The 11,833-nt window shown below is 60.3% G+C and carries 14 protein-coding genes; 5 read left to right on the forward strand and 9 right to left on the reverse strand.

Features of this window, described 5'->3' with window-relative positions:
* Nucleotides 1-14 precede the first annotated feature (14 nt).
* The gene (locus ASE80_RS10980; RefSeq protein WP_056858931.1) at nt 15-659 is read left to right on the forward strand and encodes a DUF1120 domain-containing protein; all 645 of its coding nucleotides are present in this window, start codon (nt 15-17) and stop codon (nt 657-659) included.
* On the opposite strand, the gene ASE80_RS10985 is transcribed toward ASE80_RS10980, so the two are convergent.
* On the reverse strand, nt 656-1,921 hold the full coding sequence (locus tag ASE80_RS10985) for a CynX/NimT family MFS transporter (protein WP_056858932.1): 1,266 nt from the start codon (nt 1,919-1,921) through the stop codon (nt 656-658). The two genes, ASE80_RS10980 and ASE80_RS10985, sit on opposite strands and share 4 nt — an antisense overlap.
* Nucleotides 1,911-2,570: a FadR/GntR family transcriptional regulator gene (locus ASE80_RS10990; RefSeq protein WP_056858933.1), complete on the reverse strand. Its 660-nt coding sequence runs from the start codon at nt 2,568-2,570 to the stop codon at nt 1,911-1,913. The genes ASE80_RS10985 and ASE80_RS10990 overlap by 11 nt, the downstream gene beginning before the upstream one ends.
* Nucleotides 2,571-2,729: 159 nt before the next feature.
* On the opposite strand from ASE80_RS10990, the gene ASE80_RS10995 reads away from it, so the two are divergent.
* Together ASE80_RS10995 and ASE80_RS11000 are read left to right on the forward strand one after the other, a co-directional pair.
* Nucleotides 2,730-3,041 carry a type II toxin-antitoxin system MqsR family toxin gene (locus ASE80_RS10995; RefSeq protein ID WP_056858934.1) on the forward strand — a complete coding sequence of 104 codons (312 nt, stop codon included), beginning with the start codon at nt 2,730-2,732 and terminating at the stop codon, nt 3,039-3,041.
* A complete protein-coding gene (locus ASE80_RS11000; protein ID WP_056858935.1) occupies nt 3,038-3,526 on the forward strand; it encodes a type II toxin-antitoxin system MqsA family antitoxin in 489 nt (162 codons plus the stop codon). Before ASE80_RS10995 ends, ASE80_RS11000 begins: the two co-directional genes overlap by 4 nt.
* Before the next feature lie 217 nt (nt 3,527-3,743).
* Here ASE80_RS11000 and ASE80_RS11005 read toward each other — a convergent pair whose 3' ends face one another.
* From ASE80_RS11005 to ASE80_RS11020, 4 genes are all read right to left on the reverse strand, one after another.
* Nucleotides 3,744-4,508, reverse strand: coding sequence for an amino acid ABC transporter ATP-binding protein (locus ASE80_RS11005; protein ID WP_003171943.1), 765 nt, complete (start codon nt 4,506-4,508; stop codon nt 3,744-3,746).
* Nucleotides 4,509-4,519: 11 nt separating this feature from the next.
* Nucleotides 4,520-5,617, reverse strand: a complete 1,098-nt coding sequence (locus tag ASE80_RS11010; protein WP_056858936.1) for an amino acid ABC transporter permease — start codon at nt 5,615-5,617, stop codon at nt 4,520-4,522.
* 10 nt (nt 5,618-5,627) lie between these two features.
* A complete protein-coding gene (locus ASE80_RS11015; RefSeq protein ID WP_056858937.1) occupies nt 5,628-6,809 on the reverse strand; it encodes an amino acid ABC transporter permease in 1,182 nt (393 codons plus the stop codon).
* 72 nt (nt 6,810-6,881) lie between these two features.
* Nucleotides 6,882-7,913 (reverse strand): amino acid ABC transporter substrate-binding protein, encoded by a 1,032-nt coding sequence (locus ASE80_RS11020; protein WP_056858938.1) that lies wholly within the window; start codon nt 7,911-7,913, stop codon nt 6,882-6,884.
* 345 nt (nt 7,914-8,258) lie between these two features.
* Between ASE80_RS11020 and ASE80_RS11025 the strand changes: the two genes are divergently transcribed.
* Both ASE80_RS11025 and rhlB read left to right on the forward strand, forming a co-directional pair.
* A complete protein-coding gene (locus ASE80_RS11025) occupies nt 8,259-8,915 on the forward strand; it encodes an alpha/beta hydrolase (RefSeq protein WP_056858939.1) in 657 nt (218 codons plus the stop codon).
* Nucleotides 8,916-9,011: 96 nt separating this feature from the next.
* Complete coding sequence (gene rhlB / locus ASE80_RS11030; protein WP_026013543.1) at nt 9,012-10,481, forward strand: ATP-dependent RNA helicase RhlB; 1,470 nt, start codon at nt 9,012-9,014, stop codon at nt 10,479-10,481.
* Nucleotides 10,482-10,567: 86 nt separating this feature from the next.
* Here the strand turns inward: rhlB and moaE are convergent, their stop codons facing one another.
* From moaE to moaC, 3 genes are read right to left on the reverse strand one after another with little or no spacing between them, the layout of a single operon-like run.
* Nucleotides 10,568-11,017 (reverse strand): molybdopterin synthase catalytic subunit MoaE, encoded by a 450-nt coding sequence (gene moaE / locus ASE80_RS11035; RefSeq protein ID WP_056858940.1) that lies wholly within the window; start codon nt 11,015-11,017, stop codon nt 10,568-10,570.
* Between the two features lie 2 nt (nt 11,018-11,019).
* A complete protein-coding gene (gene moaD, locus ASE80_RS11040) occupies nt 11,020-11,262 on the reverse strand; it encodes a molybdopterin converting factor subunit 1 (protein WP_056858941.1) in 243 nt (80 codons plus the stop codon).
* Nucleotides 11,259-11,732: a cyclic pyranopterin monophosphate synthase MoaC gene (moaC, locus tag ASE80_RS11045; RefSeq protein ID WP_056858942.1), complete on the reverse strand. Its 474-nt coding sequence runs from the start codon at nt 11,730-11,732 to the stop codon at nt 11,259-11,261. Before moaC ends, moaD begins: the two co-directional genes overlap by 4 nt.
* Between the last annotated feature and the right edge of the window lie 101 nt (nt 11,733-11,833).

Below are 11,833 nucleotides of genomic sequence, written 5' to 3' on the forward strand. Positions count from 1 at the left end.
AAGGAGTCCGACCCATGAAAACCCACGTCCTCTACAGCTTGTTGTTACTGGCCTGCGCCCCCTCGTTGCTGGCTGCCTCGGCAGTGGACTTGAGCGTCAAAGGCCTGATCACGCCCGCCGCCTGTTTGCCGCAGTTCCCCGGCGGCGCCTTGATCGACTACGGCAAGATCGCCCAGCAAGACTTGAACCTGGCGACCGCCACGCGCCTGCCCGTCCAGACCCTGCGCATCGGCATCGCCTGCAACGGCCCTACCCGCTATGCCCTGCGCATGCGTGACAACCGCGACGGCTCGGCCATGGTCAACAGTGAGATTTACTACGGGCTGGGGTTTGATATCAGCGGCAACCGCTTGGGGGTGTACTCCATGACCTTCGACCCGCGCCAGACACAAGCCAGCAACACCGCGCAGATCTTCGGCACCGAGTCCACCACCGGCGGCCTGGCATGGCGCACGTCCAACCTCAACCCTATCGACATCGGCTCGCGAAGCTACCTGGGCTTTACCGAGGTCGAGGGCAGCGTCAGCGGGCCCACGGCCATCGGCACCCTGGTGGGCACCGTCACGGTGCAAACCGTGATCAACGCCCGGCAGAACCTCGATTTGAGTGTGGAAACCCCACTCGATGGTTCGGCCACGCTGGAGGTGGTGTACCTCTAGAGTTTCTCGCTGGTGACTTGGACGTAGCGCGCACGCCCGGCGCCAAGGCCCGCGACAATCGCGCCCAGGCCAATCACCGCGAAAATCCAGCCGATAGCCGTCCAGCCGCCGGTCCAGTCATGCACCAGGCCGACCGCAAAGGGGCCCATCGACGCCAGGGTGTAACCAATGCCCTGGGCCATGCTCGACAGGTTCGCGGCCACATGGGAATCACGCGAGCGCAGCACGATCAAGGTCAGCGCCAGGCTGAAGGTGCCACCCTGCCCAAGGCCGAGCAGAATCGCCCAGCCCCACAAACCGTCCAGCGGCGCATACAGGCAACCGAACAGGCCGCCGAGGGTCAGCAGCATCACCACCACAATCGCCAGGCGCTGGTCCTTGCCGCGGGTGGCCAGCCACGGTGCGGCCAGGCTACTGAGCAGTTGCACGATGATCGAGCCTGAGAGCGCCAGGCCCGCTTCGGTGGCACTCAGGCCGCGCCCAATGAGGATCGACGGCAACCAGCCGAACACGATATAGGCCAGGGACGATTGCAGCCCCATGTACAAGGTCACCTGCCAGGCCAGCGGGTCACGCAGCAAGCCCTTGACCCGATAAGCCACCTGATGGGCGCCGTGCTTTTGCCTCACTTGCGGCAACCAGAACAGGGCCGCCAGCAACGCCGGGACAACCCAGAACCCCAGGCCGATGGCCCAACTGTCGGCGAAGTGCTGACTCAGGGGCACCGTGGCCCCGGCTGCCAACGCGGCGCCCAGACACAACGCCATGGTGTAGACGCCGGTCATGGCGCCCGCCTGCCTGGCAAAATCACGCTTGACGATACCCGGCAGCAATACACCGATAATGCCGATGCTCGCGCCAGCGATCAGGCTGCCCGCGAACAAACCCACTTCACCGAACGCACTGCGCAAAATGATGCCGCAGGCCAGGGTGATCAGAATCCCCAGCACCACGCGCTCGGCGCCAAAACGTCGGGCCAGGATCGGCGCAGTCGGCGCGAACAGCCCCAGGCACAACACCGGCAAGGTGGTCAGCAACCCGGCCTTGGCCGCCGATAACCCCAGGCTGCTGGAGACTTCAGCCAGCAACGGCGACATGCTCGACAGCGCCGGCCGCAGGTTCAACGCCACCAGCACCAGGCCCAGCAGCAACAGCCACGGGCGAGCCACCGGCGGCGGGGCCTGCTGGACGGCTTCGTCATCGGCTTCGGCGTCGATCAGCAGTTCTTCGAGTTCAGTCGTACGTTTGGCTTCAAGGTTCATTGATCAACTGCCGGCAGAGGGATTTGGCGCGTTCGGGGTCTTGGTTTTCTACCGCGTCGAGCAAGGCGATATGCAGGTCGAATACCGCCTGGCGACGGGGTGAGATGTTCAGGGTCTGACGCAACTGGGCGCCGACGATGCTGGAAAAATACTGATACAGCTCGCTCAACGCCGGGTTGCGCGCGGCATCCACCAGGCGCTTGTGAAACACCAGGTCGGCGCTGATATAGGCTTCCAGATCACCGTGGTACAGCTCGCCGCTGCGCTCAAGGGCTTCACGCAACCCTTTGAGGTCGTCCTCGGTACGGCGCAATGCCGCCAGGCCGATGGCCTCCACTTCGAGAATCTGCCGCGTCTCCTGCGCCTGCGCCAGTGTGCAGTGGGACAGCGCACGCATTGTGCCCAGCGGGTCGGTCATCGAGCGCAGGTAACTGCCGTCGCCCTGGCGGATTTCGATCAGACCCGAGAACGCCAGGACGCGCATGGCCTCACGCACGGTATTACGGCTGATGCCCAGTTCGGCGGACAACTCCGGCTCGGTGGGCAGGCGTTCACCGATAGCCCATTTGCCTTCGGTAATACGCCAGCGCAGTTGCTCCAACGCTTGATCGACCAGGGAGCGTTTGATCAGAGGGGCGATGTCTGTCATGGATTTTTCACTTTCGTCCAATCATAGGATGAATTTTCCTACAGCCTATTCAGACTTGCCTACAAAGGCAACGCACTAGGGTTCATAAGCAGCAAAAGGAGCAGTATTTTCGATTGGTAAAATTACCCATATAGGGTAATTATTGGACTCAGGTGTCTTATGGAAAAGTACACACCTCACTACGATTTGGCGGTGATCAAGGCGGATGTCAGGCGACTGGGTGCAAAAGCATTCACCCGTGCAGCCAAGGAGGCGGGAAAGAATCTCGACCTCGACATCAGCGAGATGCAGGCGGTCGTTTTCAAGCTACAGAACAGGATGCTGTACAAGTCGATGACCACCTATGCGGATCACCGCGTCTGGCAGGACGTCTACCACATCCATTCACACGGTCTGGAGATTTACATCAAGGTCACTTACTGCTCCGGCAGTAACCCACCGGTGATCTCCTTCAAAGGGATGAACCTATGAACACCCAACATTGCTTCATATGCGGTGCCCCCGACGCCATGGTGCGTTTTGAGGGCCGCAGTGAAACCCTGCGCATCAAAGGCCTGGAACAGCACATTGAGGATCTGTCCGGCTGGGAGTGCCAACTGTGCGAGGACGGCATGTATGACCCCGACAGCAGCGAACGCCATGCCAAGGCAAGTGATGAGTTGCTTCACGCCGCTCGGCGGATGGTCGGCGCCGAACTCAAGCGTATCCGCCGCAAACTGCACCTCACGCAAAAAGAAACCGTGCAGTTGCTGTCCGGTGGCGGGCACAACGCATTCTCACGTTACGAACGCGGCGAAATAACGCCGCCCAAACCGTTGATGGTGTTGATGCGCCTGCTGGACCGTTACCCGCATTTGCTCGCCGACGCCAAAGAGCTGGCCGAAGGCGCAGACCTGCGCAACGCCTTTACCTGCACTACCCATAACCAAACACAGGAAGCCCTCAAAGCCTCTTGAGCGGCAAAAATAAACCCGGCACCAGGCCGGGTTTATGGGTGTTCTGCAGAGCAATGGCGATCAAATGTGGGAGCCGGGCTTGCCCGCGATGGCGGTGGGTCAGCAGCAGATGTACGCACTGCTGTACCGCTATCGCAGGCAAGCCAGCTCCCACATTGGTTTGTGTTCGCCAAAGGTTATGCAGCCTGCAGGCTGGGTTTATTGTTTCAAGCTTCGATCAATGCAGAATCTGGCTCAAGAACAACTTGGTCCGGTCATTCTGCGGGTTGTCGAAGAAATCATTCGGCGCCGCCTGTTCAACGATCTCGCCCTTGTCCATGAAGATCACGCGGTTGGCCACGGTGCGCGCAAAGCCCATTTCGTGGGTGACGCACAACATGGTCATGCCGTCTTCGGCCAGGCCGATCATGGTGTCCAGAACCTCTTTGACCATTTCCGGGTCGAGTGCCGAAGTCGGCTCATCGAACAGCATGATTTTCGGTTTCATGCACAGGGCACGGGCGATGGCCACACGCTGTTGCTGGCCGCCGGACAGTTGCCCCGGAAACTTGTGCGCCTGCTCCGGAATGCGTACACGCTCCAGGTAGTGCATGGCAATTTCTTCGGCCTTGCGCTTGGGCATCTTGCGCACCCACATCGGCGCCAGCGTGCAGTTCTGCAGGATGGTCAGGTGCGGGAACAGGTTGAAGTGCTGGAACACCATGCCGACTTCACGGCGGATCGCTTCGATCTGCTTGAGGTCGTTGGTCAGTTCCACGCCATCGACCACGATGCGGCCCTGCTGGTGCTCTTCCAGGCGGTTGAGGCAGCGGATGGTGGTGGATTTGCCCGAACCCGACGGGCCGCACAGCACGATACGCTCGCCCTGCTTGACGTTGAGGTTGATGTCTTTCAACACATGGAACTGGCCGTACCACTTGTTGACGCCCTGCATCTGGATAATGCCTTCAGGGCTCACAGGCTGTTTGATTGCTTCGCTCATAACAACAACTCCTAACGCTTGTGGCCTGTGTCGAGCTTGTGTTCCAAATGAATGGAATAGCGCGACATACCAAAACAGAAAATCCAGAACACCAGGGCGGCGAACACGTAGCCTTCAGTGGCCATGCCCAACCATTTAGGGTCGGCGGCGGCTTGCTTGACGCTGTTGAGCAGGTCGAACAGGCCGATGATGATCACAAGGCTGGTGTCCTTGAACAACGCGATAAACGTGTTGACGATGCCGGGGATCACCAGCTTCAGGGCTTGCGGCAGAATCACCAGGCCCATGCTGCGCCAGTAACCCAGGCCCATCGCCGCGGCCGCTTCGTACTGACCTTTGGGAATCGCTTGCAGGCCACCACGCACCACCTCGGCCACGTAGGCCGACTGGAACAGGATCACGCCGATCAAGGCACGCAGCAGCTTGTCGATGCCCATGCCTTCGGGCAGGAACAGCGGCAGCATCACCGAGGACATGAACAGCACGGTGATCAACGGCACGCCGCGCCAGAACTCGATAAAGGTCACGCAGACCACCCGAATCGCCGGCATGTTCGAGCGTCGCCCCAGTGCCAACACAATGCCCAGCGGCAAGGCGCCGGCGATGCCGACAGTGGCGATCACCAGGGTCAGCATCAAGCCGCCCCATTGGCTGGTGGGCACGTTGGTCAGGCCCAGAACCCCACCGTGCAGCAGGCAGTAGGCGATGATCGGGTACAGCACCAGGAAACCCAGGCCGTACACAGCCTTGCGTTGAAACCGCGAGATGAACAACGGCGCCACGCCCACGATAGCCAGCCACACGGTGAGGTCCACGCGCCAGCGCAGGTCGCCGGGGTAGTAGCCATACATGAACTGCCCGAAGCGCTGTTGAATAAACACCCAGCAGGCGCCCTCTTTGGTGCAATCGGCGCGCGTGGTCCCGACCCAGTTGGCATCGAGGATGGCCCAGTGCAGGATGGGCGGCACGATCAGGTAAATCAGGTAGAACGCCAACAGTGTCAGCAAGGTGTTGAGCCAGCTGGAAAACAGGTTGGCGCGCATCCAGGCCATCGGTCCGAAGACTTTGTTCGGCGGCGGCATATCGGGTTTGAAAGTATGCGAACTCATGTGCGTTTCCTCACCGCTCGATCAGCGCAATGCGCTTGTTGTACCAGTTCATCAGCAGGGAAATGCTGATGCTGATCGCCAGGTACACGCTCATGGTGATGGCAATGACTTCGATGGCCTGGCCGGTCTGGTTGAGCACCGTGCCGGCAAACAGCGAAACCATTTCCGGGTAACCGATACCGGCGGCCAACGACGAGTTTTTCGCCAGGTTCAGGTATTGGCTGGTCAGCGGCGGAATGATCACCCGCAGGGCTTGCGGAATGATGACCTTGCGCAGCGTCGGCCCGGGGCGCAGGCCCAGGGAGCGTGCGGCTTCGGTCTGGCCGTGGCTGACGGACTTGATGCCCGAACGCACGATCTCGGCAATAAACGCCGCCGTGTACACGGTAAGCGCCAGGGTCAGCGCCAGCAGTTCAGGGATCAGTACCCAGCCACCGACAAAGTTGAAGCCCTGCAACTTGGGCATTTCCCAATGCAACGGCGCGCCGAAGACCAAGGCACACAAGGCCGGGATCACAATGAGCAGCGCCAGGCCCGCCCAGAACTTATGGAACGGTACGCCGGTGGCCTCGAAGCGTTTGTTGGCCCACCGCGCCATCAGCACGATCGCCACAATGGCAACCACCACACTGGCCACAAACGGCCAGAACCCATCGGCAGCCAGCGCCGCCGGCATGTTCAGGCCACGGCTGCTGACAAAAAAGGTGTCACCGAAGTTATGGCTGTTGCGCGGCCCCGGCATGGTCAGGAACACCGCAAAGTACCAGAACAGGATTTGCAGCAACGGCGGGATGTTGCGGAACACTTCCACGTACACCGTCGCCAGCTTGTTGATCATCCAGTTGGGCGACAAGCGCGCCACGCCGATGATGAAGCCCAGGATAGTCGCCAGGACCACACCGATCACAGTCACCAGCAAGGTGTTAAGCAGCCCGATTACAAAAACGCGGGCATAGCTGTCCGATTCGGTGTAGTCGATCAGATGCTGAGCGATGCCGAAGCCGGCACTGCGCTCAAGAAAGTCGAAACCCGAGGTAATGCCCCGGTGTTGCAGGTTGGTCTGCGTATTGTTGAAGAGGTACCAGCCCAGCGCGACGACCGCCACAATGGTGATGATCTGGAAGAGCCACGCACGCACTTTAGGGTCGCTGAAGCTGAGCTTCTGCTTGGGTGCGCCGATTTGATTTTGCATGAAGTGCCCCGGAAAGAATGGAACAGAACATCACCCGGTGGTTGGCCCACCGGGTGATAGAACCATCAGCGATCAGCGCACAGGGGGTGCGTATTGAATGCCACCGTTGGTCCACAGTGCGTTCAGGCCACGGTCAATTTCCAGCGGGGTGCTCTTGCCCAGGTTGCGCTCGAACACTTCACCGTAGTTACCGACTTGCTTGACGATCTGTACAACCCAATCTTTTTTCACTTTCAGGTCTTTGCCGTATTCGCCATCAGCACCGAGCAGACGAGCAACGTCCGGGTTCTTGGTGGACTTGGCTTCAGCTTCAACGTTTTTCGAGGTGATACCGGCTTCTTCAGCGTTGAGCATGGCGTAGCCAACCCAGCGCACGATGGCCAGCCACTCGTCGTCGCCGTTACGCACGACCGGGCCCAGTGGCTCTTTGGAGATGGTTTCCGGCAGAACCACGTAGTCTTTCGGCGAAGCCAGTTTGCTGCGCTGTGCGTAGAGCTGGGATTTGTCCGAGGTCAGCACGTCGCAACGACCGGATTCCAGCGACTTGGCGCTTTCATCGGAGGTGTCGAAGGTGATCGGCGTGTACTTGAGGTTGTTGGCGCGGAAGTAGTCGGAAACGTTCAGCTCAGTAGTGGTACCGGCCTGGATGCAGATGGTTGCACCGTCCAGTTCCTTGGCGCTTTTAACACCCAGCTTGTTGTTCACCAGGAAGCCAACACCGTCGTAGTAGGTGATGAAGCCTGGGAATTTCAGGCCCATGCCCGCATCGCGCGAACTGGTCATGGTGGTGTTGCGCGACAGTACGTCGACTTCGCCGGACTGCAGGGCGGTGAAACGCTCCTTGGCGTTCAACTGGCTGAATTTGACCTTGGTTGCGTCACCGAACACGGCAGCGGCCACAGCGCGGCACACGTCAGCGTCGATCCCGAGGATCTTGCCGCTGGCATCCGGCACCGAGAAACCCGGCAAGCCATCACTCACGCCACATTGCACAAAGCCTTTCTTCTGCACGGCGTCCAGGGTGGCGCCAGCTTGGGCAAAACCACTGACACCCAGTACAGCAGCCGCGGAAACGATGGCCAGGGTGGATTTCAATACCTTCATTCAAACCTCCAGTTGCTCTTGTTGTGTCGGAGCTCGAACCTCAGCGCACCCTTATGAGGCGATATCGACCCGTGTTGGCTTTTTTTGGGGTCAAGCGGCATGAGGTTTTCGCGGTAATTCCAGTTGCTATCCCACAAGCGGCAGTCACTGATAGTGTTACCGTCCTAAGATAGTTCTGACATCGACCTACACATAGCAAAGCGCGTACCAGAGTGGTGGCTGAGTCGTTTCAGCCCATGGTCAATAGCAAAACATTCAACGTTGCGACATTCTCTTAACAGATCAACCCGTCGCGCACCGTTCCGACGCACCCAATCGGAGCGCACGCACATATATGGAGCAGACATGACCGAACCCTTGATTCTTCAGCCCGCCAAGCCCGCAGACGCCTGCGTTATCTGGTTGCATGGCCTGGGTGCCGATCGCTACGACTTTTTGCCGGTGGCCGAAGCGTTGCAGGAAAACCTGCTGAGCACGCGCTTCGTTTTGCCCCAGGCACCGACACGCCCGGTAACCATAAATGGCGGCTACGAGATGCCGAGTTGGTACGACATCAAGGCCATGAGCCCGGCCCGATCGATCAGCCTGGAAGAGTTGGAAGCTTCTTCCAAAATGGTTACGGATTTGATCGAAGACCAGAAGAGAACCGGAATAGACGCTTCGCGAATTTTCCTCGCGGGTTTCTCCCAGGGCGGCGCCGTGGTTTTCCACACCGCCTTCCTTAACTGGCAGGGTCCGTTGGGCGGCGTGATCGCCCTCTCGACGTATGCACCGACCTTCAGCGATGAGCTGGAGTTATCCGCCAGCCAGCAGCGCATTCCAACGCTGTGCCTGCACGGCCAATACGACGACGTGGTGCAGAACGCCATGGGCCGCAGCGCCTACGAGCATTTAAACAGCCGTGGTGTCACCGTGACATGGCAGGAATACCCAATGGGTCACGAAGTGTTACCCGAAGAGATACGCGATATCGGTGCCTGGTTGGCCGCCCGCCTGGGCTGAACACTCGCCTTTATGTAGCTGTATGACAGACGCACTACGCCGCGCCCGTTTCTTGCATTACACTGGCCGGCGTACATTCCTTAACCAATTAATGAGATCACCGTGCTCAAAGCACTTAAGAAGATGTTCGGCAAAAGCGAGGCTGAGCCGCTCGCGCCAGTTCCCAGTGCTCCCGTGCCCTCCTCCGGCAGCCGCAATGACGGCCAACAGCCCGGCCGGACCGCACCTGCCGCACAGCCGCAGAAGCCCAAGGTGACCGCGCCCGAACAGGCCCAACCTGTCGAGGCAGCCCCCGCGCCGGCACCGAAAGCGCCGCGTCGTGAACGTGCACCGAAGCCGCCCGTGACCCCGTGGAAACTCGAGGACTTCGTGGTCGAGCCCCAGGAAGGCAAAACCCGCTTCCATGACTTCAAACTGGCCCCGGAACTGATGCACGCCATCCAGGACCTGGGCTTCCCGTACTGCACGCCGATCCAGGCGCAGGTGCTGGGTTTCACCCTCGCCGGCAAAGACGCCATCGGCCGCGCGCAGACCGGCACCGGTAAGACCGCCGCGTTCCTGATCTCGATCATCACCCAGCTGCTGCAAACGCCGCCGCCCAAAGAACGCTACATGGGTGAGCCGCGCGCACTGATCATCGCCCCGACCCGCGAGCTGGTGGTGCAGATCGCCAAGGACGCCGCCGACCTGACCAAGTACACCGGCCTCAACGTCATGACGTTCGTAGGCGGCATGGACTTCGACAAGCAGCTCAAGCACCTCGAAGCCCGTCACTGCGACATCCTGGTGGCCACGCCAGGCCGCTTGCTCGACTTCAACCAGCGCGGCGACGTGCATTTGGACATGGTTGAAGTGATGGTACTGGACGAAGCCGACCGCATGCTCGACATGGGCTTCATCCCGCAAGTACGCCAGATCATTCGCCAGACCCCGCCGAAAAACGAGCGCCAGACCCTGCTGTTCTCCGCGACCTTCACCGAAGACGTGATGAACCTCGCCAAGCAGTGGACCACCGACCCGTCCATCGTCGAGATCGAAGCGCTGAACGTTGCCAGCGAAAACGTTGAGCAACACATCTATGCCGTGGCCGGGGCCGACAAGTACAAGCTGCTCTACAACCTGGTCAACGACAACGGTTGGGAGCGCGTGATGGTGTTCGCCAACCGCAAGGACGAAGTGCGCCGCATCGAAGAACGCCTGGTGCGTGATGGCGTCAACGCCGCGCAACTGTCTGGTGATGTGCCGCAGCACAAGCGTATCAAGACCCTGGAAGGTTTCCGCGAAGGCAAGATCCGCGTGCTGGTAGCCACCGACGTGGCCGGGCGCGGCATTCACATCGACGGCATCAGCCACGTGATCAACTTCACCCTGCCGGAAGTACCGGACGACTACGTGCACCGCATTGGCCGTACTGGCCGTGCCGGGGCGGCGGGTGTGTCGATCAGCTTTGCCGGCGAGGATGATTCGTACCAGCTGCCGTCGATCGAGACGTTGCTGGGTCGCAAGATCAGCTGCGAAACGCCGCCGACGCATTTGCTGCGGGCTGTGGAACGCAAACGCCCGTAAGCTGGATGCAGTAGGAAATGTGGGAGCCAGCTCCCACACAAGCCCGGCTCCCACATTTGGATCTCCTCACACCTTTAGTCAGATGCTCACTTCCAGCGCTCCGCCGCCGCGTGATCACTGCCCCGCCCTTCCACCCAGCGCGGGCCTTCAGGCGTGTTTTCCTTCTTCCAGAACGGCGCCCGCGTCTTCAAGTAATCCATCACAAACGCACAGGCATCAAACGCCGCCTGGCGATGGGCGCTGGCTGCCGCGACAAACACAATCGGCTCGCCCGGCTCCAACGCGCCGATGCGGTGCAGCACTTCCAGCTTGAGCAACGGCCAGCGCTGCTCGGCTTCCACGCTGATCTTGGCCAGGGCTTTTTCGGTCATGCCGGGATAGTGCTCAAGGAACATCCCGGACACATCGCGGCCGTCATTGAAGTCGCGTACATAGCCGACAAAACTCACCACCGCGCCCACGCCGACATTGGCGGCGTGCATGGCGTTGACCTCTGCGCCGGGGTCAAATGCCTCGGCCTGTACGCGAATGGCCATGCTCAGCCTCCAGTCACGGGCGGGAAAAACGCCACTTCATCACCGGCCTGCACCGGCTCGTCGAGGTCGCACAGTTCCTCGTTACGCGCGCACATCAAGCTGCTTTCGGTGAGCACCGCAAATTCCGGGTCAGCGGCCAACGCCAGGCGCACCTCTTCGACGGTTGCGAACTCGCCTTCCACCTCCAGCGAATCGAAGCCTGTGGCTTCGGCATAGCGCGCAAAAAACAATACGTTGATGCTCATGCCTGGTCCGCCTTGAAATGCCCGCTTTTGCCGCCAAGCTTTTCCAGCAGGCGAATGCTTTCGATGGTCATGCCACGGTCCACGGCCTTGCACATGTCGTAGATCGTCAGCGCCGCAACACTGGCGGCGGTCAGCGCTTCCATCTCTACGCCAGTCTGGCCGCTGAGTTTGCAGCGCGCGAGGATATGCACGGCGTCCACACCGTCGGCGCGCAGTTCGACCTTGACGCCGGTCAGCATCAGCGGATGGCACAACGGGATCAGGTCACTGGTTTTTTTCGCCGCCTGGATCCCGGCGATGCGGGCCACGGCAAACACGTCGCCCTTGGGGTGGGCGCCGTCGACAATCATTTTCAAGGTGTCGGGCAGCATGCGCACCCGCGCTTCGGCCACGGCTTCACGGAACGTCACAGCTTTGTCAGTGACGTCGACCATGTGGGCGCGACCTTGGGAATCGAGATGAGTCAGCACAGAGATACTCCTGATCAGGAGCGGCAATTGTAAACCTGTGAGTCAATTTTGCGCAGGGCTGTTTATCCCATGAAAAAAGGGGCGCAAAGCGCCCCTTCAAA

Origin of the sequence: Pseudomonas sp. Leaf15, assembly GCF_001421425.1 — a bacterium.
Lineage (GTDB): Bacteria > Pseudomonadota > Gammaproteobacteria > Pseudomonadales > Pseudomonadaceae > Aquipseudomonas > Aquipseudomonas salomonii.